This window comes from Caballeronia sp. LZ001, assembly GCF_031450875.1.
Classification (GTDB): domain Bacteria; phylum Pseudomonadota; class Gammaproteobacteria; order Burkholderiales; family Burkholderiaceae; genus Caballeronia.
Map to the genome: position 1 here is coordinate 54393 of NZ_JARTVX010000003.1, position 26868 is coordinate 81260.

Here is a 26868-nt window from a genome sequence, read left to right on the forward strand (position 1 = left end):
CGACTGCCGCGCTCGAAGAAGGCGAGCGCGGCGACGTGAAACTTAATTGAACGCCATGGGAACGAGCGGCGTGGCGTCGCCGCCGGGGTTCGCCAACGAGAGGTCTGAACTCATCTTGACGATTTCCGTAACGTTCTCACGGAAATTAGGGTGGCATTCCCAGGTGATATAGCTCGCGTCCAGCACGGCGGACATGGTGAGAAGGGTAAAAGCGATCTTTTCTACGACAACGAAGCGGCGGCCCATGACAAGTTCCCCAAAATTTGCCAATCATTGTAACAGAACCTAGGGTTTTCCCGTAAGGGTCGTGTTGCAATGCCGCAAATAGGCCGCCGTCGCTTGTCTTGCCTTCCGGCCCGAATTACAGGGATGCCTCGAGAATAGCCGTGTAGTCTTCCGTCGATGCCTCGCGCGGATTCGTCTTATGACTGTGGTCCTTTAGCGCGCCCGCGATGATGCGCGGGAACAATTCGCGCGTCACGCCGAGATCGGACAAACCGCGCGGCAGTCCGAGCGTCGCGGTCATCGCGCGGATGGCCTCGCCGACCTCATCGCCGGATGCGAGGCCCATTGCCTGCGCGATGCGCGAAAGCTTGCTCTCTTCCTGCATGGTTGGCGCGCTGCTGTTGAACGCGATGACCGCCGGCAAGAAAATGGCGTTTAGCGTGCCGTGATGCAGCTTCGGGTTGATGCCGCCGAGCGAGTGCGACAGGCTGTGCACACAGCCGAGACCCTTCTGGAACGCAAGCGCGCCCTGCATCGACGCGCTCATCATGTTCCAGCGCGCCACGCGGTCAACGGGATTGCGCGTCGCGCGTTCGATATGCCGCCACGCGCGCCACAAGCCGTCGAGCGCGATACCGTCGGCGGGTGCGTTGAACACCGGCGCCATGAAGGTTTCGAGACAGTGTGCCACGGCGTCCATGCCGGTGGCGGCGGTCATTAGCGGCGGTAGGCCCAGCGTGAGTTCGGGGTCACAGATGGCGACTTTTGGCACGACATAAGGCGAGATCACGCCGACCTTGCGGCCATCGTCGAGAATCAGGATCGCGCCGCGACCCACTTCGCTGCCGGTGCCCGCCGTCGTCGGAATGGCGATGACCGGCGCGGTCGCCGCCGTGATGCGCGCAAGGCCGCCTTCGATCACCGCGAAACTTTGCAGCGGACCTTCGTGGGTTGCGCAGACGGCCACGCCCTTCGCCAGATCGATGGACGAACCGCCGCCTGCCGCGATCACGCCGTCGCAGTCGTTCTCGCGATACATCGCCACCGCCGCGCGCACGGCCGCTTCGTTCGGATTGGGCGGCGTCGCGTCGAATACCGGCGCGGGCGTTTGCGCGCCCAGCGCATCGACGACTTTATCGAGCAGACCGGCTGCGCGAATGCCTGCATCGGTCACGATCAGCGGGCGTTTGATGCCGAAGCGTTCGCACTCTCCCGCAAGCAGGCGCAACGCGCCGAAGTCGAACTGAATCTGCGTGATGTAGTTGATGAGGGACATGGTGACTGAGGAAAGGTTATATGGAGCGAAGCGCGCCGCGGTGGTGGTCGAGTATACGTCGGAGAACTTCGCGGCGATACTGACGACAATTGATACCGCTATAACTTTTACTCAACCCTTGCGGCCATGACGCCCAGCATCGACTCGATTATCTCCCGCCTGCATGTCAAACAGTTGCGGCTTCTCATCGCGCTCGAAGAACGCGGCTCGCTGCTCGGCGCGGCAAGGCAACTCGCGCTCACGCAACCGGGCGCGAGCAAGGCGCTCCATGAAATCGAAACCACCTTCGGCGCGCCGCTATTCGTGCGGACCAATCGCGGGCTCGAACCCAACGCGATCGGCCATTGTGTGATCCGCTATGCGCGGCTCATTCATACGGACTTGGCGCATCTGCGTGAAGAGATCGTCGGCATCATGCGTGGATACGGCGGGCGCGTGGCGGTCGGCGTCATCATGGGCGCGGTGCCGCTCGTGACCGATGCGATCACCGAAGTCGCCACGCGTCAGCCGGAGATGTCGGTGGAAATCGTGGAAGATACGAGCGCGACGTTGCTGAATCTGATCGATCCGGCCGGCTCGATCTCGCCGTGTGCCGCACGAGCGTGAGTCAGACGCCGTATCTCTACGACAGCGCGATCGTGCAGGACGAGACGCTCGCGGTCATCGCCAATACGGAGCATCCCTTGGCGAAGAGAAAGCGCGTGGCCTTGAAGGATCTGGCGAAGCACCGGTGGGTCGTGTATCGCGCGAACATGCCCATGCGCCTCTTGCTCGAACGCGAGTTTCACGATGCAGGCCTGCGTTTTCCCGCGCATCTGCTCGAAACCACGTCGGCGTTCGCGACGCTTTCTCTGCTACAGAAAAACCCGTCGCTAGTGGCGCTGGTGTCCGTGGATGTCGCGCGCTTTTGCACGGCGCATGGCATCGTCTGCACCTTGCCGCTTGCATTGTCGTCGCGTAGCGAGCCTTACGAACTGGTCACGCGGCGCGACGCGCCTCTGTCTCCCGGCGTGCGTCTTTTGATGCAGGCGATCGAAGAAGCCGGCCGCGCGTGAACAGGAATCAGACGCTGCCGAGCGACGAAAGATACGGCGGAAGATCGGGCTGCCTCAAGCGCCGGATGATCTCGAAGCGCAGCATCCACCGTGTATCCGCTTCGCCGATGTGCTCCTGTAAGGTCTGCGCCGCGCGTTCGGGCTTGCCGGCGAGAATGTCGTCGATGATGCGCAGATGCTCCGTGAAGGCATCGCTGATGAGCTGATCGGGAATCTGCAGATACGGGTCGCTCAAATAGCGCGTCGGCACGAACAGCACATGCGTACGCTGCAGCGCAAACACGATCTCCTTGTTCGGGCAATGCGCGAGCAGGTCGATATGCAGGTCTGTTTCCGCCATGTCCATTTCGGCGCCGCCGCGATGCGTGGCCTCGATCGCGCCGATGAGCCGCTCGCGCACGCCTTCGAGAAATTCGCGCGAAACAAGCGGCGCGGCATGCACCAGCGCGGTCGGTTCGAGCAAACGGCGCATTTCGAAGAGATGCCCAATACGCGCCTCGGTCACCTGTTCGGCAATCCAGTGTCCATTGCGGTCCTGCGACAGCGCGCCCACGCTATGCATGCGCGCCATGACGCCGCGCGCCACGGTGCGGCTCACGTCGAAGTACTGCGCCAGCGCTTCCTCGGTGATACGCACCGAGCCGAACAGCACGCGCGTACAAAGTTCGCGCTCCAGATCGGCATACATGCGCTGCCATTGCGGCTCGTTAGTGAGTTCGACCTTGTCAAGCACGGCCGCCTTGCCCGCGCGTTCCGCCGATGCCGTTCCCGCCACGCGATACCCGCGCCCCTCGCTCTCGACGATGATCTTGTCAGCACACAACGCCGCAAGCGCAATACGCGCAGGCGAGCGGCTGATGCAAAAAGACTTCGCGACCTGCGCCTCGAGCAGCTTTTCTCCAGGCGCGATACGTCCGTCCTCGATCATCTCGCGCAACAGCCGGTAGGTGCGATGCTGGATGGAGCCGCCTGCATCGAGCGGCGGGGTATCGGCGGCATTCGTCGCGTAGGTGTTCAACTGGCTCATGTGTTCTTCGTGCAGATTCGATCGATGCTCAACCATACCCCAGCACGTATGCGCCGTCACCGCATGAATTCGGCGATGGCGTCGTTCAGCTGCGCCGCCGCCTGCGGGTCCGCTTCCGAGGCCATCATGTGCCCGCTCGTGCAGGGCAGCCGCAGCAAGGTCGCTTGCGGAATGTGCTCCGCGGCCCAGACGCCCGCTTCAACGGGATTGTAGAGATCGAGCGCGGGCACGCAGACGAGCGTGGGTGCCGCGATCGCGGCCAGCGCCTTTGCGGTGTCGCCATCGAAGCCGGGGGTGGTGCCGACATCGTGGGTATCGTAGGCATGCGACTGCGCAATCCAGTCGAGCGGATCGGCGCGCTGCGTCGCCCACCATGCGGCGCGCGCATCGAGCCAGGCGTATGTGCCGCCCGCTTTCGCGGCGTCATCGGCGAAGCGTTCGGGCGTACGCATGGCGATGATCTGCATCACCGCGAGCCACGCGCTCCAGTCTCCGTTCGACTTAGAAAGCGCGCTGCGTCCCGCATGATTGATCGCCTGCGACCAGGGCGTGGTCTTCGCCATCGGCGTTAGCGCGACGAGCTTGCGCATGAAGCGCGGAAACGTCACGCCCCACTGCAACGCCTGCATGCCGCCCATCGACGCGCCGACCACGGCGGCCACTTCATCGATGCCGAGATGATCGAGCAGCGCCTTCTGGCTCTTCACCATGTCGCGGATGGTAAAACGCGGAAAGCGCTCGCCGCCCTGGCTCAACGCATTGGAAGGCGAACTCGACAAGCCATTGCCGAGCGCATCCACGACGATGATGTTCACGCTTTGCGGGTCGAAGGCACGCGCCTCGCCGATCAGAAAGTCCAGCCGATGATGCGTGCTGCCGATCGCGCACAAGCCCAATACCGCGGGCCGTGCGCGGTCGCCGATATCGCCATGCACGACGTAGGACACGAGCAGATCGTCTATATGTTCGCCCGATTCCAGCGCGAAGCGCCCGAGCGTCGCGCTGCGATGCGGCGCGTCGATCCAGCCGGGTTGCATGTCGGGATGACGCATGACGTTCGCTCAGAATTCGATGACCGCGCGCAGCTCCGCGCCGGTGGCGAGCCTTTGCAAGCCGTCGTTGATATCGGCAAGCGCGATATGCGACGTCACGTACTCGTCGAGTTTCAGCGAGCCGTCGAGATACGCTTTGGCGAGCATCGGAAAGTCGCTGGCCGGGTTCGCGCCGCCGTAGCTCGAACGTACGATCTGTTTCTCGCCCATGAGGCTCGCCCAACGAAACGATGCCTCTTCTTCCGCCGGCAGCTTGCCGAGCCACACGACATGCGCGCCGGGCCTTGCAAGCTCCACGCTTGTCCGCAGCGATGCGCGATTGCCCGCAGCCTCGAATACGTAATCCGCGCCGCGTCCCTGGGTCAGATCGGCATGCGCGGCAGCGAGGTTGTCGTCGGCTGAAAGCGCGTGAGTGGCGCCGACCGCGCGCGCAAGATCGAGCTTGTCCGACGCGCGATCCACCGCGATGATGCGCGCCGCGCCCGCGAGCCGCGCGCCCTGCACCGCCGACAAACCGACCGCGCCGCAGCCGATTACCGTCACGGTACTGCCCGGCTCGACCTTCGCGACATTCAGCGCCGCGCCCACGCCCGTCATCACGCCACAGCCGATGAGACACGCGCGGTCGAACGGCATCTCGTGGGGCACCTTCACCGCACACTCTTCCGACACCACGCACAACTCCGCGAAGCTGCCCGAATACATCAACTGATGCACGGGCGCGCCATCGTCGAGAAAGAGGCGAGGCGTGCCATCGAAATGGAACGACTGCGCCGCGTGATCGCGATACGCCTGGCAGAGAATCGAAAGCTTGCGCGCACAGTAAAAGCACGCGCCGCAATGAGGATTCCACGACGTGACGACATGGTCGCCCACCTTCACGCCGCGCACTGCGTTGCCCGCCCATTCGACGATACCCGCCGCTTCGTGTCCCGGCACGAACGGAAGCGGCGTGCGCAAGTCGCCGCGCACCGCTTCGAGATCGGTATGGCACAGGCTCGTCGCCTTCACGCGCACGATCACATCCGTGTCGGCCAGATTGCCGAGCGTGACGCGCCTGATCTGCAAGGGCTCGCCTTTACGCTCCAAGACCGCTGCTTCGAATTTCGTGTTCGTCATGCGTCTAGCGTCGTCCGGTTGCGGTTTGTCCCGCGCCCTTGTAGAGAATGTTCAGGTTGCGCTCGCCGATCTGCTGATGCAGCGCGACGAACGCCGGGTCCAGTTCCTCGGTCGGACGCGGCTCGTGCTCGAAGGTGTTGTACGTATCGATGCCGCGCACGAGCGTGGCGCTGTCCTCGCCTTCGAGCTGGCGCACGTAAGTCGGGATATAGCGGATGGCATAGCCGATGCGCCGCTTGTCCGAATGGTTGGGCGGCGAGCCATGCACGATTCGCACATGATGAAGCGACATCTCGCCCGGCGCGAGTTCGATCGATACCGCCTGCGCTTCATCCACTTCCACCGCGACTTCCTGCCCGCGTGTGAGCAGATTGTGCTCGTTGAAGGTATCGCGATGCGGCATCTGATCGAGCAGATGCGTGCCCGGCACGACCTGCATCGCACCGTTCGAACGGTTGCTCTCCGAAAGCGCGACCCACGCGGTCACGACATCGGGCTTGGACAAACCCCAATACGTCGAGTCCTGATGCCACGACACGTAAGCCGGGTCGCGCGCGTTCTTGATGAAGAAGCTGCTTGCCCAGACCAGCAGATTCTCGCCGTAGAGATCGTCGATTGCATCGACTACCTTGTCGTTGCGCACGAGATCGTTGAGCCACGGAAACAGCAGATGGCTCTTTACGTTGAGCGCCTTCTTCGCGAACGAACTTTTCTCGTGCTCGAAGTCCTCCAGGCGCTTGCGCAGTTCGAGCGCGGTCTCTTCGGACATCACGCGAATGGGCGCGACATAGCCGTGTTGCTGGAAATGTTCAACCTGTTGCGGGGTCAATGCCTTCAGCATGATGCGAGTCTCCTTTTTTCCGTGATTCAAGCAACCTGCATGCGCACCGGTGTTTCCAGCGCGCCGCGCCCGGAGGTAAAGCCGCCTGAGCGCAATACGCGGCCGTCTATCGCGCGTGCATCGGTGACGCCTGCGAGGGCCATCGTCATATCGAGTTCATCGCGGATGATTTCGAGCGCACGTGTCACGCCCGCTTCACCTTCCGCGCCGAGTCCATACAGAAATGCGCGGCCTATGTACACGCCGCGCGCGCCGCAAGCGAGCGCTTTCAACACGTCTTGTCCCGAGCGGATGCCACCGTCCATGTGCAGTTCGATATCGCCATGCACGGCTTCTGCGATACGCGGCAGCATGGAAATGCTCGAAGGCGCGCCGTCCAGTTGACGCCCGCCATGATTCGAAACGATGAGCGCGTCCGCGCCGATATCGCGGGCAATGCGCGCGTCTTCCTCGTCGAGGATGCCCTTCAGGATGATCTTGCCGCCCCACTGCTTGCGCACCCAGTCGATGTCCTGCCACGTGAGCGTCGGGTCGAACTGCCGCGCGGCCCAGTCGGCCATCGACGCGATGCCCGTCACGCCCGGCGCATGTCCGACGATATTGCCGAAGGTGCGGCGCGGCGTGCCCAGCATGCCCGCACACCAGCGCGGATAGCGCGACAGATGCGCGAGGTTGCGCAGCGTGAGCTTTGGCGGCGCGGACAGACCGTTCCGTTTGTCCTTGTGGCGCTGGCCTTGAATCTGCAAGTCGAGCGTGAGGACGAGCGCGGAACACCCGGCAATTTTCGCGCGATAAATCAGGTCCGCAATGAAACCGCGGTCCTTCATCATGTAGAGCTGAAACCAAAAAGGCTTCTGCGTATGCGCGGCGACGTCCTCGATCGAGCAGATGCTGACCGTCGATAACGTGAACGGCACACCGAAGCGCGCGGCCGCGCGCGCCGCGAGAATCTCGCCATCCGCGCGTTGCATGCCGGCGATGCCGGTCGGTGCAATGGCGACCGGCATCGAAACGGGGATACCAGCCATCGTCGTCGTGAGATTGCGCTCGCTGAAATCCACGGCGACACGCTGCCGGAACTGCAGTTGCGCGAAGTCGTCACTGTTCGCGCGATACGTCGATTCGGTCCACGAACCGGCATCGACATAGTCGTAGAACATGCGCGGCACGCGCTTCCTGGCGGCGATGCGCAGTTCCTCGATAGTCGCATAATGTCGCATGATTTTTCGCCGTTACGCGAGTTCGGGTTGAAGCTGCAATTGAGGCTTGGGCGGTCTTACGAACACCGCGACGAAGATCGCGCCGAGCGCGGCGATCGCGCCGGTCAGCAAGAACGCGCTCTTGAAGTTGCCGGACCATTGCACGAGAAAACCCGTCAAGGCCGGCGCGACGATCCCCGCCAGATTGGCGATGAAGTGCACGAAACCGCCGACCGCGCCGACGCGCCGCTTTTCCACGGTATCGAGCACGATCGCGAAGTAGGTGTTGTACGACGCGTACATGAAGAAGACGGCGATGGCCATCAACGTGACCGCGCTCGTCAGGTCCGTCACCGTGCCTGTCACGCCGATGCACACCGCGCCCGCGCCCAGGCTCGTGATCAGCACGATCTTGCGCGCGAAGATGGCGCGGCCGGTCTTCTTGTAGATCCAGTCGCAGACCAGGCCGCCGACCACGAGGCCCGTCGCGCCGACCGCCCACGGAATCACGCTCACCACGGCCATCTTCTGGATGCTGAGGTGATGCGCCATCGTCAGATAGCTCGGGAACCACGACAGGAAGAAGTACAGGATGTAGGCGTAGCCGAAGAAGGCGAACGCGGTCGAAAGGATCGCTGGGCGCAGCAGGTAAGTGGACAACGGCGCGGGGGAGCCATCGGCGGCGAGGGCCGCGTCGTCTTGCGCGAGGGCTTCGGCGGATTCCTCGATGGGCGTCGACGGCTTGTCCTTCGCCAGCAGCAACCACGCGAGCACCCAGAGCGTGCCGACCGCGCCGATGATCACGAACGACGTGCGCCAGCTCGTCGCCAGCGCGAGAAAGCCGACCACGGGCCCCGCGATCGCCGCGCCGACCGACTGTCCGGAATTCGCGATACCGATCATGCTCGCCTGCTGCCTGCGCGGAAACCAGTTCGACACGAGCTTGTTGATGTTGGCGCAGAGCGGCCCTTCACCCATGCCAAAGACAATGCGCACGAGCAAGAGACTGACGATGCCGACCGCCGTTGCCGTCAATCCGCAAAAGAGCGACCAGACGAGCATGGAGACGGCGAGCACGGATTTCGGTCCCCATCGATCCGCCGAATAGCCGCCGACGAAACAGAAGATCGCGTAGCCCACGAAAAAGCTGGAGAACACGATGCCGAGTTGCGCGGGATCGAGGTTGAGCTCGCGGGAAATGAGCGGCGCGGTGATCGATAACGCCGCCCGGTCGAGATAACTGATCGCTCCACCTACGAACAACAGACTTACGAGAGTCCAGCGCGCACGCGTCTCCATCGATGTCTCCTGGTGAGGGCCTCGGTTTGCGCTGAAAACGTTCAGTGCATCCAATGTACATTCAGCGTAGTTGAGACAAGCGGGGCGTGTCAATGAAGGAGTTGCAGGGGTAAACCTTTACGGCTTCGATCGGTGGAGGCGGAACGCTTCGCGTCGAACGGCCATCATCGGCGCCCTAAAGCTCCCCGCGCCCCCGCCGTTAACCGTTGTGATGGATGGCTTTTCGCCACTCCGGCCTTTGCCGATCCGCGCATCGCACCGACATGGACCAATTGACTGAGGTGTACACGCTGCCGCGCTTGCGGGCAGCCAAGTGGTTACTGCACGCGGGGCCGGACATCCCCCGCGCGATTCGCGTCGCCCTGGTCGGCAGTCTGTTCGGCACACTGCCCATTTTCGCGGGCGGCGTGCTCAACACGATTCTCGTCGCCTGGGTGCTCACGCGCCGTCATCCGACCATCGCGTTTCATGTGTGGCTCGCGCTCGAAATCGCCGTGTGTTTCGTGCGGCTCGTCGTGCTCGTCCTTGCGCGCCGCCGCGCGCGCGAACGGCGCGCCACGTTCACCGATCTCTATGTGCTGCTCGCGCCCATGTGGGGCGCGACGGTCGGCTACGGCGCCCTCGTCAGCGTGCTCTCCGGCGACTGGGTCGCGGCCACGCTCTCGTTTTTGTCGGCGGCCGCGATGGTTGGCGGCATCTGTTTTCGCAACTTCGGCGCGCCGCGTCTGGTCGCCGTGATGATCTTCCTGTCGCTCGGGCCGTGCTGCGTAGGCGCACTCCTGTCGGGCGAGCCGACGCTCTGGGTCACGTGCCTGCAGATTCCGTTTTATCTCTTCGCGATGAGCGCCGCCGCGTACCGCCTGAACGGCATGCTCGTCACGACGATGAAGGCCGAGCAGGAAAACGACCGCCGCGCGCGATACGACGAGCTCACCGGCCTGCTCAATCGCGCCGGTCTGTTCCGGGCGTTGCGCTCGCGCGTGCCAGGCAAGCGTTATCAGAACGATGAAAGCGCGCTGCTCTATCTCGATCTCGACGGCTTCAAGGCGATCAACGACGATCACGGCCACGAAATTGGCGACACGCTCCTCGCGCTCGTCGCGAAACGCTTGCGCCTGGTATCGGGCGAAGGCGCGCTGGTCGCGCGCCTGGGCGGCGACGAATTCGTGATCGTAACGCCGCCCGAAGCCGACCCGCCGGCACTCGCCGATAGGCTCGTGCGCGAACTGTCGAAGCCATTCATGGCGAACGACGGGATGGCGCTTGGGATCGGCGTGAGTATCGGCATTGCGAAGTTCAGCGACGACGACCGCGAACTCGACGGCGTGTTGCGCGACGCCGACAACGCGCTCTACGAAGCCAAGCGCGCGGGCAAGAATCGTTGGGTGGCGGCAGAACGCTGGTTCAAGGCGGCGCGGCCATCCGGCATTCGTCCGGCGGCGCGGACTGCATGAGCCCGAAGCCGGAAGCCCGAAGCCGGAAGCCGGAAGCCGGAAGCCGGAAGCCGGAAGCTAAAATTTACCGGCTTCTGACGAAGGCAAGTAAATCAGTATTCGAAGTTCGCTGTTTTTACCGCTAAAGCTATAAAGAATATTGTTTTTCAATCGGTCCGGCGTTTAAAAGGCATGCATGACTTGCATCCGAAAGGCGGGTTTCGCCGTATCGACTCCTAATCGATTCAGCTTCGCCTTACAAACGAAGTCAAAATTTCCTCTCCTCGCAAACGTTTGCGCAGGATTTTGTGTTTCAATACCAAAATAAAATATCGGCTGCGCTTTTCGATATTTCCGCGATTACAATTCGCGATCCGTCGATTGGAACAAGAGCTATGCACTCGCAATTCGAGGCTTCGACTCCGAACATGAAATCAAAGGCGGAACATAACCGTCAGGCGCACTTTCAGCGCTGGTTCGCTATTTTTGCAAGTCTCGCCCATTCCCGGCTGCCGCTTCCTGCTTATCTGCAAAGAGTCACGGATACCTTGAGGGAAGTTGCCGGCGTGGCGTCCGCGGTTGTCGAGTGGATCGAAGGCGATCAGCTCGTCTATTGCGCGGCGAGCGGAGTCGCCGCGAAAAGCGTCGGCACGCGTCTGCCGACCGCGGGCAGTCTTTCGGGCTTGTGCATCACGCGGCAACAAGCGCTCATCAGCCGCAATACGGCGAATGATCATCGCGTGGATCGTGCTGCATGCGAAGCCGTCGGTGCTGTCTCCATGGTGGTCGCGCCGGTCATTTACGAAGGCCGGTCGGTCGCGGTGCTGAAACTCATTTCAAGCGAACCCGATTACTTCAGCCAAAACGATATCTCCATTCTCAACGCGTTTTGCGCGTGCATTGCGGAAACCTTTGCACGCGAGGAAATTGCGCAGGAGAACCGCAAACTTCTGCAAGAGAATCAAAGCGTAAATGCAGACCTGACGGTCGAATTGTCGTTACGTATCGAATACGAAAAAAAGCTTGCCGATGCCATGCGTCGTCGCCGCACCGTGCTCGACAACGCGCATATTGCGTTCGTCGCCATGGACGAAGCCGGCATGGTCGTGGACTGGAACGAGGCCGCAACCAGCCTCTTCGGCTGGCGCGCGCAAGAGGCGCTCGACCGCGAACTCGCGCAGCTCATCGTGCCGGAGCGTTATCGCGATGCGCATCGCGCCGGTCTCACGCGCTATCTCGCCACCGGCGAGGCGCGCATGATGAATACGCGCGTGGAACTGCATGCGCTGCGCCGCGACGGCAGCGAATTCGCCGCCGAGCTGACCATCAGCGAAGTGTGGTTCGACGGGCAGCGGCAGTTCGCGTGCTTCATCCACGACATCACGGATCGCCGCCGCGCGACGGAAGCGGACGAACGCCTGCGGCTCCTCATCCATTCGGTGAGCGATTACGCGATCTGCATGCTCGACCACGACGGCATCATCCGTTCGTGGAACGACGGCGCGCGCGCGCTCTACGGCTTCACCGCGCAAGAAGCGATCGGCCGGCATTTCGCGCTCTTCTATCTGTCGGACGAACAGGGCCGCGACCGTCCTGGCGACGACTTGCGCCTCGCGGCGGAACGCGGCCGCACGGAACACGAGGACTGGCGCACGCGCAAGGACGGCTCGGAATTCTGGGCGCACGTCATTCTGAGCGCGCTGCCCGCCGCCGATGGCCGCGAAAAAGGCTTCGTCGCCATCACGCGCGACATGACCGCGCGCAGGCGTTTGGAAGAACTCGAGGCGTCGAGCCGCCGCATGAACGAGTTTCTCGCGTTGCTCGGCCATGAACTGCGCAATCCGCTCGCGCCCATCCGCAACGCGGTGAGCATTCTCAAACTGAAGGCTTCCGACGATGCCGATGTCATTCGCAGCCGCCATATCGTCGACCGGCAGCTCGCGCATCTGACCAAGCTGGTGGACGATCTGCTCGAAGCGGGCCGCGTGAGTTCCGGCAAGATCCGGCTCGCGACCGAGACCGTGGATATCGCCGATGTCGTGCACCTGAGCGTCGAAGCGAGTCAGCCGCTTTTCGAGGCGCGCGGGCAGCGGCTCGACGTGGACGACAGCGGCCAGCGCCTCTTCGTCAATGGCGACCCGACGCGGCTCGTGCAAGCGCTCAATAACCTGCTCAACAACGCGGCGAAATTCAGTCCGCCCGAGTCGACCATCCGGCTGGAAATCGGTCCACGCGGCGGCGCGGCGCTTCTGCGCGTGACGGATCAGGGTCGCGGCATTTCCGCCGATGCGCTCGCCTCCGTGTTCGATCTTTTCGTGCAGGAGCATGCGCCGGGCGCGCATCCGGATGAAGGCGGGCTTGGCATCGGCCTCACGCTGGTTCGAGCGATCGCCGAACTGCATGGCGGCCACGTCGAGGCGAAGAGCGGCGGCACTGGCAAGGGCAGTGCGTTCAGTTTGTGGCTGCCGCTCGCGCAACCGCCCACGCAGGGCATCATGCCGCCTTCCGCGCCGAATGCGGTGGCGAGCCGTCAGCTCGACGTGCTCGTTGTCGACGACAATCGCGACTCGGCCGACAGCATGACCTTGCTCGTCGATATGCTCGGTCACGCGGCGCGCGCGGCGTATGACGGCCCGGAAGCGCTGGCATCGTTCGGGACGACGCGTCCGCAAGTCGTGCTGCTCGATCTATCGATGCCGGGCATGACGGGCTTCGACGTCATTCGTCAGATGCGCGATGAAGGCAAGCGTGTGATCGTCGCCGCAATGACGGGTCTTGGTTCCGACGAAGACATGGCGCGCACGCGGGCGGCCGGGTTCGACGCGCATTTGGTCAAGCCGGTGGATTTGCCTGAGCTGGAGCGCGTGTTGGCGATGGCGGGGAAGTGAGGGTGTGCGGGCGGTTGGCGGTTGGCGGTTGGCATCCTGCGGGCCTATGCCAAGCGTTGAGCCGTCGGCGTCAAGTCGCGACCGCCTGCGCCGCCTCGCGGACCACTTTTTCCGCTGATCCACGCGCTGCAGACAAGCGCAACGTGCGCGCTCAATCAATCGGCGCGACAATGCGTCATCGCTGACCCGCGCGCACTCATCGCCATGACTTCTTTCGCAACGCTTACGAATCTCTGGCAACTCGCCGGCCTTCCCGACGATGCCCTCCACCTCATCGATCTACCCGGACACGACCCGGTGTTCCCGTCATCCTTCGCCGTGGGCGAAGCGGCGCAATCGACCATCGCGGCGGCAGCGCTCGCGGCCTCCGAGCTGGCTCATGCGCGCGGCGTCGACCGCCAGCGCGTGAGCGTCGACATGACGCACGCGGCCGTCGAATGCACCGACTGGTTCACGGTCGATGGTGCCGAACCCGAGACCTGGGGTGAATTCTCGGGCCTCTACCGCACGGCCGATGGCTACGTGCGCATACACGCAAACTTCGAGCATCATCAGGATGGCGCGTTGCGCGTGCTGGGTCTCGACCCGCACAGCGCCACGCGCGCCGATGCCGAACGCGCGCTGCTCGAATGGCGCGCGAACGATTACGAAACCGCGTGCGCCGAACGCGGCCTCGTCGTGACGATGCTGCGCAGCTTCGAAGAATGGGATGCGACGCCGCAAGCCAAAGCCATCGCCGCGCAGCCGTTGCTGAAGATCACGCGTATCGGCGACGCCGCGCCACTCGCGCTGCCCGCGCTCGACAATGACGCGCGCCCGCTGACCGATATCCGCGTGCTGGACGTCACGCGCATCCTTGCCGGTCCCACGGGCGGTCGAGCGCTCGCCTCGTTCGGCGCGGACGTGATGCTCGTGAATTCGCCGCATCTGCCGAACATTCCCGCTATCGCCGAGACGAGTCGCGGCAAGCGCTCCGCGCATCTCGACCTGCGCACGGAAGACGGTCGCGCGACGCTGTGGCGGCTGATCGATGAGGCGCATGTCTTCTCGCAAGGCTATCGGCCGGGCGGGATCGCCGAGCTTGGCTTCGGGCCCGAGGCGCTGGTGGCGCGGCGGCCGGGCATCGTGTACGTGTCCTTGTCGGCTTATGGCACGGAAGGTCCGTGGGCGGATCGGCGTGGCTTCGATTCGCTCGTGCAGACCGCGATAGGCTTCAACGCCGCCGAAGGCGAAGCGCAGGGCGATGGCAAACCGCGAGCGCTGCCCATGCAGATGCTCGACATGGCGAGCGGCTTTCTGATGGCATTCGGCGCGGCCGCCGCGCTATGGAAGCAACAAACGGAAGGCGGTAGCTGGCACGTGGAGGTTTCGCTCGCACAGACGGGACACTGGCTGCGCGGGCTTGGACGTATCGACGGAGGGTTGAAGACGGCGCGGCCGGACATCGCCGCATACACCGAGGAAAGCAAATCGGGTTTCGGCATGCTGCGCGCGGTCACGCCGAGCGCGCGCTTCGAGCGCACGCCGGCGGGTTACGCGAGGCCATCGGTGCCGCCGGGAACGGATGAGGCGAAGTGGTGAGTTCGTGGCTTGGGCGGCGCTTTCTAACGCGACACGCAGAACTTCGCATCAACTCAAGTAACCCAGATGCTCCGCAAGGATCACGCTGCCCACGCCGATGAGAATCAGCCCGCCCAAGATCTCCGCGCGCTTGCCGATAGTCGCGCCGACCAGCCGTCCGACCATCACGCCGATGGTCACCATGAGCATGGTTGCGAAGCCGATGGTCGCGGCGGTCGAGAAGATATCGACATCGATGAACGCGAGGCCCGCGCCGACCGCCATCGCGTCGATGCTGGTGGCAAAGCCCGTGACGGCGAGCACCCAGAAGGAATGTGAATTGGGCTTCTCTTCTTCGTGAGCCGATTTGCTTAAGCCTTCGCGGATCATGCGCGCGCCGAGCACGAAAAGCAGGCCGAAAGCGATCCAGTGGTCCCACGCGGTGACGTACTGCGCGGCGGCGCGGCCGAGCGCCCAGCCGGCGAGAGGTGTGAGCGCCTCGATTACGCCGAAGATGACTCCCGCCTTGAGCGCCTCGCCGATGCGCGGTTTATGCAGGCTCGCGCCTTTGCCCACGGCGGCGGCGAAGGCGTCGGTGGACATGGCGAAAGCAAGGAATACGGTGGAAGCGAGGTTCATCGAGTAGCGCTCTGGTCTGGTCGGGCAAGCACAAGGACAGAAGGCGCGCCCGACCGGAAGCGCATTCTGTCGATGGTCTTGCCAACCTGTGACGGCTGCCCATGCCACGGTCGAAAGACCGAGCGTGTTGACATGGACGCTTTCCCGGGCGGGAAAGCCGGCTACTCCCCAACGAAGAAATGCGAGCTTAACACGACAGATCACCCGATCCGGACCATTGGGTTAAAGTGGGTTGCAACGCCGCATCTCTAACGCCCAGGAGGCACCATGGAGGCAGGACACATCACCCAGTCAGAGGCCCGCGCGGCCGTCGAGCGTCTTTACGCCGCCTTCGCGCAAAAGGACGTGAACTTGCTGCGCCAAGCCGTGACGTCGGACTGGGAATATCTGCCTGAGCCGGCCGGCTTCGAGGCCGGTCCCGACCAGATGATTCCCATCTTCGCGGAGATGGCGGCTGCGCTGCCTGACATGCGCATCGAGATTCTAGACATGCTCACTCAGGACAATCGCGTCGGCGTGCGCGCGGAAGTGAGCGGTACGCAGTCCGGTCCGTTGATGGGCATCGCGGCGACATCGAAGCCGGTTCGATTTGCCATTCACTCGTTCCATGAGATACGCGATGACCGTGTGTCGAAGACTTGGCATCTGGAAGACTGGTTGAGCGTGTTTCGGCAAATTGGCGAAGTGCCGCGCGGTATTGGATCGGGTGCGTAATTCGAGAACGCGCGAAGTCGATTGAAACGACAAAGGTCAGAAGCATACGTCGTTTATCATTCTCTCCAACACGTCGTGGGCGGCGCGTCGCGAATTTTCTATTTTCAAATGCGCCGCGCATTGCCGCTGACTATTCAGCTTTAATTTTTCCGACCAAATAAATCTCGCAACGCGTTTCCTTCTGAAGCCTGAATCGCTGTCGCCATTAAGATTACATCCTCCGCTCTTCGATTATCTCGCAAAGATAAGCGCGGCTCGTGAAAGTGACGCGATTAAGTCTTGATTATCCCGTCTGTCACCGTCTATATTTCTCGACGCACCGCGCCATTGCCATCGGCAAAAGGCGCGGCCCCGCTTGCGCTTCGCGTTATCAGCATCGCGCTATTCACCTGTCTTCGCGTCCGCGAATGAATTTAATTTTCCGCGACAACAGCGAGCACACGTCATCGGCTTATTTTGGATTATGCAAATCGCTCATCGCTTAATTAGTTTTTGCAGAAACACAAAACCTGTTTTGCCTGCGATCTTTTCAGCAAGTCTGTTATTAACCGCTTGCGGTGGTTCGGACAGCGCTAACGTGCCATCGAGCGTCGATAATTCACGCTATCGTCATCACGCCGCGTCCGCCGCCATAAATCCCGTCGCCAGCGATTTATTCTACGGAATGAACGGTCACAACAGTTATGGCGATGTCTATTATCTCGCTGGCGCCGCCAGACAATTAGCGCAGCTTCAGGATCTCGGCATCAAACTGTATCGCAACGAGGTGTATAGCAAATCAACCGCCATGCGTCTCGCCAATGTAGCCAACGCGCTGGCCGCCGGTGGGGTGACGGTGTACCCGGTGATCTTGATGGGCATCGATTTCGCCGATGAAGACTCCGCGTATCAATCGGCCTATGCGCTCGCGCGCGACGTCGTGAGTGTGCAGCGTTACGCCTACTACGAAGTCACCAACGAACTCGGCTCGGCAACGGTCGCCGGATGGGTGGACGGCGTGCGGCCAACGGACTTCGACAACCAAAAGTTCCAGATTGCGCGTGGCGTCATCCGAGGCATGATCGCCGGCATCAAGTCGATGGACCCGTCGGGAAAGATCGTCATGGGCGGCAATGCGTGGATGCAGTACGGCTTCGTGACGATGCTCGCGAACGGCACACAGCCGGACGGTTCGGGCGGGCATCCCATCGTGACGTGGGATATCACGGCATGGCACTGGTACTCCGACCAGGGCAACATCGAGCACGCGTGCGGCGGCACGGGTTGCTACAACGTCATCGGCGCGCTTGCCCGGTTCGGCAAGCCGGTATGGATCAATGAAATGGGCGTGCGGCCCGACTTCGGCACCGATCAGCAAGCGGCCGCCTTCCTTGCCAACGACATGCTCGGCGGCCTGAGAGCGATCGCGGTGCGCTACGACATCGAATCCTTGCAGATCTACCAGCTCTACGACGATCCGCCTGGCGGCGAAGGGCCTTACGGCGTGATCCTCGACGACGGCCAGACGCCCAAGCCCGCCTACGCCGCCGTGAAGCAATTCATCGCCACCAATCCGCGTCCATGACAGGCATCACCGCAGACCGAACACGCCCACGCCGTTGCGCGTCCCCACATAGACCTTGCCATTCGCGATCATCGGCGTAATGAACTTGTTGCCCTGCCCGAACTGATCGCGCGCGCCCGCCGCCTGGTTGCTGTTGTAAAGCTCGCGCGCGAGATTGCTGGCGTCGTAGGCGTGCAGCACGGCGATGGTGCCATTCTCCACCGCCCACACGATGCCGTTCGCCGCGCCGTTCGCAGACACGCTCGGCGTGGCGCCCGGCGAGCCGAAACTGTTCGCGGTCTGGCTCGTCGGCGTCGTGGACAAGGCGGCGTTCGCGATGCCGAACGCCTTGATGCTGTCGCCAATCGAGCCGAAATAAACGGTGTTGTTGAAGTACGCGGGCATGGCGAACATCGGGCCGCGAATCTGCCCGACGATCTCCTGATAGATGTGATCCGCATTCGAATCGAACTTACCCATCGCGTCGCGATTGACCACGTAGATCGTCGATGTCTTGCCCGCGCCGAGCGCGAGATGATGCGTCGTGCCGCCCGCATCGACGAGATCGGGCAATACGAGCGCGCCGCCCGAACCCAGATCTTCATCGGCTGCCGATTCGTTCACCGTGTTCGACGGCTGGAAATAATCAGTGACGGCGAGGGCGGGCGAAGTCCCGAGTTTCAGAAAGCCGTTGCCGAAATTGCCATGAATCGGCATGCCGTTGCCGTCGAGCGTGGCGTCGAAAGTGCCGTTGGCATCGAGGAAATAGATTGACGTGCCGTCCGACGCGAGGCCCGCGCCGCTCATCCAGATCGCGCCCATCTGGCCGTTCGGCGTGAGATTGAGCACGTTTGCCTGCTGCAGCGTGCTGGCGTTATAGCCGATCACCCAACCGGTGTACGGCATGATGTCGCAATGCGATGTCCACGCGGTATAGACCACGCCGTTTTGCAGCAACAGCGAAGCGCGCTCGGCGTACTGGCCGGGATCGAAGCTCACGCGGCCATTCGCGCTGCCCGCGCCCGTGCCGGGATACGACGCGGCAATTTCGGTCGGACCGTTGAAAAGTTCCGCGCCTGTCGTGATGTCGAGCGCGTGAATGCGCTGGTGATACTTGCCCGACGTGTCTTTCGACATGCCGACCACGTAGATCGCGCCATTCGGGCCGCGCGTGCGGTCGATGACCGGCGTCGCCGTAATGCCGATAGTCGGCGTGATCTGACCGCAGCCATGGTCGTCGCTCGCTGTTTCGCCTGCGCCTAACGTCGACGATTTCCACAGGATCGCGCCGGTGTCGGCGTCGAACGCGTAGACACTGGCGTTTTCGGTGGCGACGTAGAGCACGTTGTGCGTGCCGCCCGCGATTGCCACGCTCGTCAGGAAGAGCGGTTCCGCGTCCACGGGTCCGTCCGCCGCGAGCACGTTGAGCTTGCCGAAGGTGGTCGAATTGACGTTCGCGGGCGTGAGCTTCGTTTCCGCGAGTTGCTGGCCGGTGCGGCCGATGTCGTTGTGATAGGTCGCAACGTCCATCGGATGGGCGACAGGGGTAACGACGGTGCCCCCGCCCGCTCCGCCCGAAGACCCCGAAGACCCCGAAGCGCCGGGTGCGCCCGATGCGCCTGAAGGGCTCGAAGCACCTGCGGGACTCGACGCGCCTGACGGAGTCGACGCCGCCGACGGACTTGAAGCCGCCGAAGGATTCGACGCCGGCGCGCTGCTGCCTGCCGCCGGAGTCGAACTGGAACCGCCTCCCCCGCTGCATCCGCCAATGATGGCTGACACGATTACTGCGCTACACAGCCACGGCAACGCGCCGGCACGGCTCGAGCGATCCCCTTTCATACATCCTCCCTTCTGGAAGAACGGCGTAATCAGTCGGTTTTGCCCTGCATTGGAGCAATTTGGATTCCACTTCCATCACATGCGGCCTATGCCCTTCAGCTTGCACGCAAACCACACTTTTGGAAATATTGAAAGCAACTTGTTGCACTGCATCACAACATGCTAATATAGGGTTATTACCTAGTTAGTTACCTAGGTCGTTCATTTTCAAGGGAGTTTAGCCATGGCCGTCATCGCCGTTACCTCAAGTTCGTTTGTTTTCGCTATTGCCAAGACCGTGCGCGCCGCTTTTCTAGACGCGCTCAAGACACGCGCAAAAGTCAGCAAGCTCATGGCCGATGCCTATCGGCGCGCGGCTTGAGTCGCTCCACATGCGGCGGCGATCATGCTGTCGCGCAGGTTGAAAAAGGAACGGCGGGCAATTGCCCGCCGTTCCTTTTTTTCGCTTACCGTTTGCGCTACTGCAGCGTGTAGGCAATCACGTAGTCGCCGGCTTTCGTGCCAAGCGAACCGTGGCCGCCAGCCGTGACCAGCACGAATTGCTTGCCGCTGGCATCGGCGTAACTCATCGGCGTCGCCTGGCCGCCCGCGGGCAGACGCGCTTCCCACAGTTTGTGCCCATCGCGCACGTCGTAGGCGCGCACGTACTGGTCGAGCGTACCGGTGAGGAACGCCACGCCGCCTGCCGTGACCATCGTTCCGCCGAGGCTTGGCACGCCGAGCGGCATCGGAATGGGCAGCGGCGCGCTATCGCGGATCGTGCCGTTCTTGTGCTGCCACGCAATCCCGCCCGTGCGCAGATCCACGCCCGCCACGTAACCCCACGGCGGCGCCTGACACGGAATGCCGAGCGGCGAAAGAAACGCGCTGATTTCATAGGCGAACGGCGTGCCGCGCGCCTGCTTGATACCGCTCGTCTCGCTGCCCTTCTTTTCCCCTTGCTGCGCGTCGAGCTTCTCGCGCGGAATCAGTTTCGACACGAACGCCATGTAGTCCGGATTCGAAATGAGGATCTGCCGCACCGGATCGACCGACACGCCGCCCCAGTCGAACACGCCGAAGTTACCCGGAAACACAAGCGTGCCCTGCTCGGACGGCGGCGTGAACGGGCCTTCGTAACGCAGGCTCTTGAACTTGATACGGCACCAGAGCTGATCGAACGGCGTCGTGCCCCACATGTCGGCCTCGCGCACGCGCGGCGGATTGAAGTTGAGCGCGGAAACCGCCTGCGTCGGCGCGGTGTGGTCGCCACGCGCAGCGCCTTGCGGCACCGGCGTCTCGGTAATGGGCACGATCGGCTTGCCGGTTTCGCGGTTCAGCACGTAAATGCTGCCCTGTTTCGTCGATGCAATCACCGCCGGTTGCGTGCCCTCCGCCGTCTGCAAATCGACGAGCGTCGGTTGACCGCCCACATCCATGTCCCACAGATCGTGGTGCGTGAACTGGTAGTTCCAGCGCAGCTTGCCCGTGAACGCATCCAGCGCGACCAGACCTGCCGCGAAGCGCTCGGCTTGCGGCGTGCGCTGTCCGCCCCACTGATCGGGCGTTTGGTTGCCCATCGGCAGATAAATGAGACCGCGCTTTTCGTCGACGCTGAACATCGACCACATGTTGGGCGAGTTGCGCACGTAGGTGCCGCCCGGCGCGATCGGTTCGGTGGCGTCCGGATTACCCGAGTCCCAGTTCCAGACCAGATGGCCGTCGTTCACGTCGAACGCGCGGATCACGCCAGAAGGTTCGTTGTTCGATTCGTTGTCCGTCACGTGACCGCCGACGATTACCAGATTGCGCACCACAGCGGGTGGCGAGGTGGAGTAATAGCCGCCGGGCGTGAACGGTCCGATGTTCAAACGCAGATCGATCGCGCCGTTCTTGCCGAAGTTCGTGCAGGGCTTGCCGGTATCGGCGTCGAGCGCAAAGAGCCGGGCGTCGGCGGTCGGCAGAAAGAGACGGCGCGAGCACTCGCCGGTGGCGGCGGTTTGAGCAACGGCTACGGGTGCGGCCGGTGCGGCCGGTGCGCCGGGCGCGGATGCTTCGGCGGGCGCGGAGGCGCTGGCCGAAGCGGTGGCGTCGGAAGCCGTCGTATCCGTCGAAGCCGCGGGCGCGGATGCGCTCGCGTCGAGCGCTGGCGCGGAAGCGGAAGCGGAAGCAGCCGCATCGGCGGCGGAGGGCGGACCCACGTGCATTGCCGCATCGTAATAAGCGACGCCCCGGCAAGTCATGTGCTCCCAGTGTTTGAAGCCGATGGGACTTTGAATCTGCGGATCGAAGCGCCAGCGTTCTGCACCCGTCGCGGCATCGAGCGCGATCACCTTGCTATGCGGCGTGCACAGAAAAATGGTGTTGCCGACCTTGATCGGCGTGTTCTCGTCCGTCGTCTCCGTGGGATCGTCGGGGCCGGGCATGTCACCGGTGCGAAACGTCCACGCCACTTTCAGCTGATGCGCGTTCTCGGGCGTGATCTGCGCGATCGGCGCATACCGTTGCGCCAGCGGCGAGCCGCCGTAATCGGTCCAGTCGCTTGCCGCGCGTCCGGTGCCGGCGTTCAGATCGGCCTGATTCGGATCGGCGGCTACGTTGACATCGATACGTCCCGGACGGTCATGGAAGTCCTGAAAGTACGTGCCTGCACCGAGCAACAGCGTGAGGATGACGGCTGCGGCCAGCGGCACGCGTGCGGCGCGTGCAGTCGAAGGCGGCCCGAACAGCGCGCCGCGATGCACGAACGGAATCAGCAGCCACAGTGCGAGCAGCAGCCAAATCCAGAGACGCGGCATGAGTTGCCAGAAATCGAACTTGACTTCGAAGACGGCCCAGATCGTCGAGGCGAACAGGAAAATTGCAAACAGCAAGAGCGCGGAGCGCCGCCGTATCAACAGCAAAAGGCCGGTCAGTACGATGGCCGCGCCCGCGATTACGTAGTACCAAGATCCTTGCAAGGTCACGAGGTAAGCACCACCGGCCGCAAGCACCGCGCCGATGATGATGAACCCGACGGCCGTGACGAACGTGAGCGGATGAAGTCTTCCGGTGCCAGCCATACTGCTACCCTCCGTGATGATGAATGGCGGAACACAGCCGTCCTGCGGCCGTGGTTCGGACATGGTGAACCGGGGGAGGATAGCAATTCGCGTGCCGTGACGACACGTCGCAATGGCTCAAGCCAGGGCGCGCGGCCAGCGTCCGAGATGAACGTCGGCCATGGGGAGATCGGCGAGTAATGCAGCTTTCAGATCGCTTCGTTCGGAGAAGCGCGGCGCGTCGAGCCACGCGAGGAGCTCGTCGCACCACACGCCCCACGCGTTCTCGTCGAAATCGAAGTCTTCGTCGATACGCCCGTTATCGCGCAGGTACGCGCCCATCACTTGCTTGCCGTTCCAGTAAGCCACGGCCACGTCGTTGAAATCAGCGGTCATGCCGCGCGGCAGGTCGCGCAACAACATGGCGACATGCGCTTTGAACGAGGCAAAATCGGTCGGTCTCATCGCGTGCTCCGCTTCAGGGATGTCATCGTGCCCGATATCGCGTGCCCGCCTCAGCCGAACACGCGCTTGTTCAGATCCTTCTCGAAGGCAACGGTCCAGTGGGAGCCATGCCCGATGCGATATTCGCGTTCCTTCGAAGTGGATCGCCGCACGATCGTCACATATCCCTGCAATGGATAGACGTCGTCGACGACATCCGACGCGCCTGCTTCGGTCACGAGGAAATCGCCCTCGGTGAAACGGTGGCGCGCGAGAATCGCAAGAAACTCCGCTTTCTCGTCCGGTGCGATCACTGACATGGCGGCCCTCCGGGACTGAACGCTGCTTCATTCAAGGTAGCACACGCGCGCGGGAACGTCGGGCAAAACGCGCGCGGAGTGTGGGGCGCAGCCCTTTATCGAACGAGGCCGATACTCATGAACATTCGTGTGATTTCGCTATGCGCGATGGCGTTGATGCTTCGCGCTGTCGCGGCTAGCAGCGCCGAAGCCGCGCCATGCGGCACACTCGAAGGCGCGGCGGGCAGCTCATTCGCGCTGCGCGAAGGCGAAAGCGAAAGCGTGAATCTGCAACGCGGCGACGAGACGATACAAGGCGCGCTGCACGTCTATCGGGACGATGCGGTGTGTCGCGTGTACTGGCAGCCCGATGGAAGTCCCGAGCAGTACGTGCTCGCGAATGCGGGAGAGAATTGCGTGCGGCTCGTTGCGACGCCGCCGCGCGGTTCGAAGGTGGATGCGGGACCGGGCACGCTGCCTTCGCAGAGCGTGCTCTCGTGTCCCGCTTCATGACTAGCGCGCCAGCACCTTGCCGATGGAGTCCGCCACCACCTGCACGTTGCTGTCGTTCAGGCCCGCGACGCACATGCGGCCGGAGCGCAAGATATATACGCCGAACTCCTCGCGCAGACGGTCCACTTGCTCCGCCTGCAAGCCGGTGTACGTGAACATGCCGCGTTGCTTGATATAACGCGCAAGCGCCTCGCCGCGTACATGCTCGCGCAGGCAGTCGTGAATCGCGTGCCGCATACGCGCAATGCGCTGACACATCGCCCCCAGTTCCTCGCGCCACGATTGCGCGAGTTCCGGCGTGTTCAGCACCTTGGTCACGATCTTCGCGCCATGCGTCGGTGGATTACTGTAGTTCGCGCGCACCGCGCTCGTCAATTGACCGAGCACGCGATCGGCTTCAGCGGCATCGTCGCATACGACATGCAGGCCGCCACAGCGCTCGCCGTACAGCGAGAAATTCTTCGAGAACGAGTTGGCGACGAACGCCGGCACGCCGCGCCGCGCAATCTCGCGCACCGCGAAGGCGTCGGCGTCGAGCCCTGCGCCGAAGCCCTGATACGCCATGTCGACGAAGGGCAGCAAGTCGCGCTTTTGCAGCACGTCGATGACCTTCACCCACTGCGCTTCGTCCAGATCGACGCCTGTCGGGTTATGACAGCACGCATGCAGCAACACGACGCTCTTCGCAGGCAGCTTGTCGATGGCGTCCAGCATGGCATCGAACAACAGCCCGCCGGTTGCTTCGTCGTAATAGGGATACGTGTTCACTTCGAAGCCCGCGCGCTCGAAGATGAAACGGTGGTTCTCCCACGTCGGATCGCTTACCCACACCTTCGCGTCCGGGAAGTAACGCCGGATGAAATCCGCGCCCACTTTCAACGCGCCCGAACCACCGAGCGTCTGCACGCTCGCAATGCGTCCGTCGGCACGCGGTGCGCTCTCGGCGCCAAAAACGAGCGTCTGCACGGCATCGCGATAATGCGCGAAACCGGCCATCGGCAGATACGGCTTCGGGCCGAGTTCCTGCAAGAGCGAAAGCTCGGCTTCGCGCACGGCTTGCATCACGGGAAGGCGGCCGGCATCGTCGAAATAGATGCCGATACTCAGATTGACCTTGTCGGTGCGCGGGTCCTTCTGAAAGTTTTCGTTCAGCGTGAGAATCGGGTCGCCGGGGTAGGCATCGATATGTTCGAACATGGTGGTGGTTTCAGGACTTCGGGACGGGAGTTCAGCGAGTCGGCGCGCGGCGCGATTGGCCCGCGCTGCCGTTCCTTTTTCCGAGATAGTAGCCGATTCCGAGAACGGCCAGCCAGATCGGGATCAGCCAGACGGAGAGCCGCAAGCCCGGCGTCTCGAACATCACCCAGACTATGCCCGCGACGAATGCAAGACACAGATAGTTCGTGAGCGGATAGCCGAGGCTCGGGAACGCCGTCACCGAGCCGCTCGCGCGCTTCCTAGCGCGGAACTTCAGATGGATGATGCTGATCATCGCCCAGTTGATGACGAGCGCGGATACCGCGAGACCCATCAGCAATTCGAAGGCGCGTCCCGGAATGAAGTAATTGATGAGCACGCAAGCCGCCGTGACGAGCGCCGACACGCCGAGCGCGACGAGCGGAATGCCGCGCGCGCTCACCCGCAACAGGGCGCGCGGCGCATTGCCTTGCTGCGCCAGACCGTAAAGCATGCGGCTGTTGGCATAGACGCCGCTGTTATAGACCGAAAGCGCGGCCGTCAGCACGATCACATTGAGCACGTTCGCGATGAGGCCGCTGTTCATCTCGCGGAAGATCAACACGAACGGACTGCCGCCCGTCACGACCTTGTCCCACGGATACAGCGAAAGCAGCACGCCAAGCGCGCCGATATAGAAGATGAGAATGCGATAGATGACCTGATTGGTCGCGCGCGGAATGCTGCGCGACGGGTCTTCCGCTTCCGCTGCCGTGATGCCGACGAGTTCGAGCCCGCCGAACGAAAACATGATGACGGCCATGGACATGACGAGCCCGCTCACGCCATAGGGAAAAAAGCCGCCGAGCTTCCACAGGTTGGTGACGCTCGCTTGCGGCCCCGCGTGACCCGAGATCAGCAGATACGCGCCAAACAGGATCATGCCGACGATGGCCGCGACCTTCACGATGGCGAACCAAAACTCCATCTCGCCGTATGACTTCACGCTCGTCAGATTGATGGCGTTGACGAGCGCGAAGCACACGAGCGCCGACACCCACGCGGGCAGCATCGGCCACCAATACTGCATGTAGATGCCGATGGCCGACAGCTCCGCCATGCTCACGAGAATGTAGACCGCCCAATAGTTCCAGCCGGAGATGAAGCCCGCCGCGTTGCCCCAATAACGTGCAGCGAAATGGCTGAACGAGCCGGCCACCGGTTCATCGACGACCATCTCGCCCAACTGCCGCATGATGAAAAACGCCGCCAGCCCGGCGATGGCATAGCCGAGCAGCACGGACGGCCCCGCGAGCCGGATGGTCTGCGCGACACCCAAAAAGAGCCCGGTGCCAATTGCGCCGCCAAGCGCGATCAACTGGATATGCCGGCTCTTGAGTCCTCGGCGGAGTGTCGTCTGCGATGCCTGTACTGCCTGTTCTGTCTGTGAAGTGCCTGAAGCCATGTCGATGCCTGCCTGAACTGCGCGAAAACCCCTAGGGTTCTTTTGAGCCGCAAAGCGGCCCACTGTTGTTTTTTTGTCCGAATGACACGCAAACGTTGCTTTTATCGTTTTGGCCAGCGAAGCGGACGAAACGCGATTCTACCGCCTGGCCGCCGCAGAGCCTTATCGGGCGGACCTTGCTCGCCGTTCCCGGCAACTTTAGGCCTACCGCGCAAACGATTTGAGGCCGGAATCAGGGC

The 26868-nt window shown here is 62.8% G+C and carries 22 protein-coding genes, 1 pseudogene and 1 riboswitch; of the genes and pseudogenes, 8 read left to right on the plus strand and 15 right to left on the minus strand.

Annotated features, from left to right (window positions below):
• Nucleotides 1-42: 42 nt before the first annotated feature.
• Together P9292_RS04700 and P9292_RS04705 are read right to left on the minus strand one after the other, a co-directional pair.
• On the minus strand, nucleotides 43-246 hold the full coding sequence (locus P9292_RS04700; protein ID WP_309958199.1) for a hypothetical protein: 204 nt from the start codon (nucleotides 244-246) through the stop codon (nucleotides 43-45).
• A 115-nt stretch (nucleotides 247-361) separates the two neighbouring features.
• On the minus strand, nucleotides 362-1501 hold the full coding sequence (locus P9292_RS04705) for an iron-containing alcohol dehydrogenase (protein ID WP_309958201.1): 1140 nt from the start codon (nucleotides 1499-1501) through the stop codon (nucleotides 362-364).
• Nucleotides 1502-1627: 126 nt separating this feature from the next.
• Between P9292_RS04705 and P9292_RS04710 the strand changes: the two are divergent.
• A pseudogene (locus P9292_RS04710) lies at nucleotides 1628-2556 on the plus strand (LysR family transcriptional regulator).
• Nucleotides 2557-2563: 7 nt separating this feature from the next.
• On the opposite strand, the gene P9292_RS04715 reads toward P9292_RS04710, so the two are convergent.
• Genes P9292_RS04715 through P9292_RS04740 form a run of 6 tightly spaced genes read right to left on the minus strand, consistent with a single transcriptional unit; the run spans nucleotide 2564 to nucleotide 9093 of the window.
• The gene (locus P9292_RS04715; protein ID WP_244830962.1) at nucleotides 2564-3583 is read right to left on the minus strand and encodes a GntR family transcriptional regulator; all 1020 of its coding nucleotides are present in this window, start codon (nucleotides 3581-3583) and stop codon (nucleotides 2564-2566) included.
• 56 nt (nucleotides 3584-3639) lie between these two features.
• A complete protein-coding gene (locus tag P9292_RS04720) occupies nucleotides 3640-4635 on the minus strand; it encodes an alpha/beta fold hydrolase (RefSeq protein WP_309958204.1) in 996 nt (331 codons plus the stop codon).
• Between the two features lie 9 nt (nucleotides 4636-4644).
• Nucleotides 4645-5754 (minus strand): Zn-dependent alcohol dehydrogenase, encoded by a 1110-nt coding sequence (locus P9292_RS04725; RefSeq protein ID WP_309958206.1) that lies wholly within the window; start codon nucleotides 5752-5754, stop codon nucleotides 4645-4647.
• A 4-nt stretch (nucleotides 5755-5758) separates the two neighbouring features.
• On the minus strand, nucleotides 5759-6595 hold the full coding sequence (locus tag P9292_RS04730) for a phytanoyl-CoA dioxygenase family protein (RefSeq protein WP_244830965.1): 837 nt from the start codon (nucleotides 6593-6595) through the stop codon (nucleotides 5759-5761).
• A 26-nt stretch (nucleotides 6596-6621) separates the two neighbouring features.
• Nucleotides 6622-7815 carry an alpha-hydroxy acid oxidase gene (locus P9292_RS04735; protein WP_250469186.1) on the minus strand — a complete coding sequence of 398 codons (1194 nt, stop codon included), beginning with the start codon at nucleotides 7813-7815 and terminating at the stop codon, nucleotides 6622-6624.
• Nucleotides 7816-7827: 12 nt separating this feature from the next.
• Nucleotides 7828-9093, minus strand: a complete 1266-nt coding sequence (locus P9292_RS04740) for an MFS transporter (protein WP_250494458.1) — start codon at nucleotides 9091-9093, stop codon at nucleotides 7828-7830.
• A gap of 263 nt (nucleotides 9094-9356) precedes the next feature.
• Here P9292_RS04740 and P9292_RS04745 point away from each other — a divergent pair, with 263 nt between their 5' ends.
• The 3 genes from P9292_RS04745 (at nucleotide 9357) to P9292_RS04755 (ending at nucleotide 14995) form a co-directional block, all read left to right on the plus strand.
• Nucleotides 9357-10547 (plus strand): GGDEF domain-containing protein, encoded by a 1191-nt coding sequence (locus P9292_RS04745; protein WP_309958208.1) that lies wholly within the window; start codon nucleotides 9357-9359, stop codon nucleotides 10545-10547.
• Between the two features lie 407 nt (nucleotides 10548-10954).
• Nucleotides 10955-13414: a PAS domain S-box protein gene (locus tag P9292_RS04750; protein WP_309958210.1), complete on the plus strand. Its 2460-nt coding sequence runs from the start codon at nucleotides 10955-10957 to the stop codon at nucleotides 13412-13414.
• Between the two features lie 204 nt (nucleotides 13415-13618).
• Nucleotides 13619-14995 (plus strand): CoA transferase, encoded by a 1377-nt coding sequence (locus P9292_RS04755; protein ID WP_309958211.1) that lies wholly within the window; start codon nucleotides 13619-13621, stop codon nucleotides 14993-14995.
• Nucleotides 14996-15043: 48 nt separating this feature from the next.
• Here the strand turns inward: P9292_RS04755 and mntP are convergent, their stop codons facing one another.
• Nucleotides 15044-15613, minus strand: a complete 570-nt coding sequence (gene mntP / locus P9292_RS04760; protein WP_250528103.1) for a manganese efflux pump MntP — start codon at nucleotides 15611-15613, stop codon at nucleotides 15044-15046.
• 15 nt (nucleotides 15614-15628) lie between these two features.
• Nucleotides 15629-15795: riboswitch (yybP-ykoY riboswitch) on the minus strand.
• 85 nt (nucleotides 15796-15880) lie between these two features.
• On the opposite strand from mntP, the gene P9292_RS04765 reads away from it, so the two are divergent.
• Nucleotides 15881-16327 (plus strand): ester cyclase, encoded by a 447-nt coding sequence (locus P9292_RS04765; protein ID WP_250469180.1) that lies wholly within the window; start codon nucleotides 15881-15883, stop codon nucleotides 16325-16327.
• 664 nt (nucleotides 16328-16991) lie between these two features.
• Complete coding sequence (locus tag P9292_RS04770) at nucleotides 16992-17891, plus strand: lipopolysaccharide biosynthesis protein (RefSeq protein WP_250494453.1); 900 nt, start codon at nucleotides 16992-16994, stop codon at nucleotides 17889-17891.
• A gap of 6 nt (nucleotides 17892-17897) precedes the next feature.
• Here the strand turns inward: P9292_RS04770 and P9292_RS04775 are convergent, their stop codons facing one another.
• A complete protein-coding gene (locus P9292_RS04775) occupies nucleotides 17898-19712 on the minus strand; it encodes a PQQ-binding-like beta-propeller repeat protein (protein ID WP_309958213.1) in 1815 nt (604 codons plus the stop codon).
• Nucleotides 19713-19935: 223 nt separating this feature from the next.
• Here P9292_RS04775 and P9292_RS04780 point away from each other — a divergent pair, with 223 nt between their 5' ends.
• Entirely contained in the window at nucleotides 19936-20073 is a 138-nt protein-coding gene (locus P9292_RS04780) for a hypothetical protein (protein ID WP_244830975.1), read from the plus strand.
• 97 nt (nucleotides 20074-20170) lie between these two features.
• Here P9292_RS04780 and P9292_RS04785 read toward each other — a convergent pair whose 3' ends face one another.
• The 3 genes from P9292_RS04785 to P9292_RS04795 all read right to left on the minus strand — a co-directional run bounded on the left by P9292_RS04785 (nucleotide 20171) and on the right by P9292_RS04795 (nucleotide 23496).
• A complete protein-coding gene (locus tag P9292_RS04785; RefSeq protein WP_309958215.1) occupies nucleotides 20171-22753 on the minus strand; it encodes a glucose/quinate/shikimate family membrane-bound PQQ-dependent dehydrogenase in 2583 nt (860 codons plus the stop codon).
• A 117-nt stretch (nucleotides 22754-22870) separates the two neighbouring features.
• On the minus strand, nucleotides 22871-23197 hold the full coding sequence (locus P9292_RS04790; RefSeq protein ID WP_309958218.1) for a hypothetical protein: 327 nt from the start codon (nucleotides 23195-23197) through the stop codon (nucleotides 22871-22873).
• 50 nt (nucleotides 23198-23247) lie between these two features.
• The gene (locus tag P9292_RS04795) at nucleotides 23248-23496 is read right to left on the minus strand and encodes a hypothetical protein (protein WP_244830978.1); all 249 of its coding nucleotides are present in this window, start codon (nucleotides 23494-23496) and stop codon (nucleotides 23248-23250) included.
• A 117-nt stretch (nucleotides 23497-23613) separates the two neighbouring features.
• Between P9292_RS04795 and P9292_RS04800 the strand changes: the two genes are divergently transcribed.
• Nucleotides 23614-23988: a hypothetical protein gene (locus tag P9292_RS04800; protein ID WP_309958221.1), complete on the plus strand. Its 375-nt coding sequence runs from the start codon at nucleotides 23614-23616 to the stop codon at nucleotides 23986-23988.
• Here P9292_RS04800 and P9292_RS04805 read toward each other — a convergent pair whose 3' ends face one another.
• Together P9292_RS04805 and P9292_RS04810 are read right to left on the minus strand one after the other, a co-directional pair.
• On the minus strand, nucleotides 23989-25185 hold the full coding sequence (locus P9292_RS04805) for an amino acid aminotransferase (RefSeq protein ID WP_309958223.1): 1197 nt from the start codon (nucleotides 25183-25185) through the stop codon (nucleotides 23989-23991).
• 31 nt (nucleotides 25186-25216) lie between these two features.
• Nucleotides 25217-26629 (minus strand): amino acid permease, encoded by a 1413-nt coding sequence (locus P9292_RS04810; protein WP_309958225.1) that lies wholly within the window; start codon nucleotides 26627-26629, stop codon nucleotides 25217-25219.
• Nucleotides 26630-26868: the final 239 nt, after the last annotated feature.

What these genes read in the sequence shown, in the direction of transcription:
- P9292_RS04765 (WP_250469180.1), top strand. Translation starts at nt 15,881, where the DNA reads ATGGAGGCAGGACACATCACCCAGTCAGAGGCCCGCGCGGCCGTCGAG.
- P9292_RS04775 (WP_309958213.1), bottom strand. Translation starts at nt 19,712, where the DNA reads ATGAAAGGGGATCGCTCGAGCCGTGCCGGCGCGTTGCCGTGGCTGTGT.
- P9292_RS04705 (WP_309958201.1), bottom strand. Translation starts at nt 1,501, where the DNA reads ATGTCCCTCATCAACTACATCACGCAGATTCAGTTCGACTTCGGCGCG.
- P9292_RS04720 (WP_309958204.1), bottom strand. Translation starts at nt 4,635, where the DNA reads ATGCGTCATCCCGACATGCAACCCGGCTGGATCGACGCGCCGCATCGC.
- P9292_RS04730 (WP_244830965.1), bottom strand. Translation starts at nt 6,595, where the DNA reads ATGCTGAAGGCATTGACCCCGCAACAGGTTGAACATTTCCAGCAACAC.
- P9292_RS04790 (WP_309958218.1), bottom strand. Translation starts at nt 23,197, where the DNA reads ATGAGACCGACCGATTTTGCCTCGTTCAAAGCGCATGTCGCCATGTTG.
- P9292_RS04780 (WP_244830975.1), top strand. Translation starts at nt 19,936, where the DNA reads ATGGCCGTCATCGCCGTTACCTCAAGTTCGTTTGTTTTCGCTATTGCC.
- P9292_RS04785 (WP_309958215.1), bottom strand. Translation starts at nt 22,753, where the DNA reads ATGGCTGGCACCGGAAGACTTCATCCGCTCACGTTCGTCACGGCCGTC.
- P9292_RS04715 (WP_244830962.1), bottom strand. Translation starts at nt 3,583, where the DNA reads ATGAGCCAGTTGAACACCTACGCGACGAATGCCGCCGATACCCCGCCG.
- P9292_RS04795 (WP_244830978.1), bottom strand. Translation starts at nt 23,496, where the DNA reads ATGTCAGTGATCGCACCGGACGAGAAAGCGGAGTTTCTTGCGATTCTC.
- P9292_RS04725 (WP_309958206.1), bottom strand. Translation starts at nt 5,754, where the DNA reads ATGACGAACACGAAATTCGAAGCAGCGGTCTTGGAGCGTAAAGGCGAG.
- P9292_RS04800 (WP_309958221.1), top strand. Translation starts at nt 23,614, where the DNA reads ATGAACATTCGTGTGATTTCGCTATGCGCGATGGCGTTGATGCTTCGC.
- P9292_RS04735 (WP_250469186.1), bottom strand. Translation starts at nt 7,815, where the DNA reads ATGCGACATTATGCGACTATCGAGGAACTGCGCATCGCCGCCAGGAAG.
- P9292_RS04700 (WP_309958199.1), bottom strand. Translation starts at nt 246, where the DNA reads ATGGGCCGCCGCTTCGTTGTCGTAGAAAAGATCGCTTTTACCCTTCTC.
- P9292_RS04740 (WP_250494458.1), bottom strand. Translation starts at nt 9,093, where the DNA reads ATGGAGACGCGTGCGCGCTGGACTCTCGTAAGTCTGTTGTTCGTAGGT.
- P9292_RS04755 (WP_309958211.1), top strand. Translation starts at nt 13,619, where the DNA reads ATGACTTCTTTCGCAACGCTTACGAATCTCTGGCAACTCGCCGGCCTT.
- P9292_RS04770 (WP_250494453.1), top strand. Translation starts at nt 16,992, where the DNA reads ATGAACGGTCACAACAGTTATGGCGATGTCTATTATCTCGCTGGCGCC.
- P9292_RS04805 (WP_309958223.1), bottom strand. Translation starts at nt 25,185, where the DNA reads ATGTTCGAACATATCGATGCCTACCCCGGCGACCCGATTCTCACGCTG.
- P9292_RS04750 (WP_309958210.1), top strand. Translation starts at nt 10,955, where the DNA reads ATGAAATCAAAGGCGGAACATAACCGTCAGGCGCACTTTCAGCGCTGG.
- mntP (WP_250528103.1), bottom strand. Translation starts at nt 15,613, where the DNA reads ATGAACCTCGCTTCCACCGTATTCCTTGCTTTCGCCATGTCCACCGAC.
- P9292_RS04810 (WP_309958225.1), bottom strand. Translation starts at nt 26,629, where the DNA reads ATGGCTTCAGGCACTTCACAGACAGAACAGGCAGTACAGGCATCGCAG.
- P9292_RS04745 (WP_309958208.1), top strand. Translation starts at nt 9,357, where the DNA reads ATGGACCAATTGACTGAGGTGTACACGCTGCCGCGCTTGCGGGCAGCC.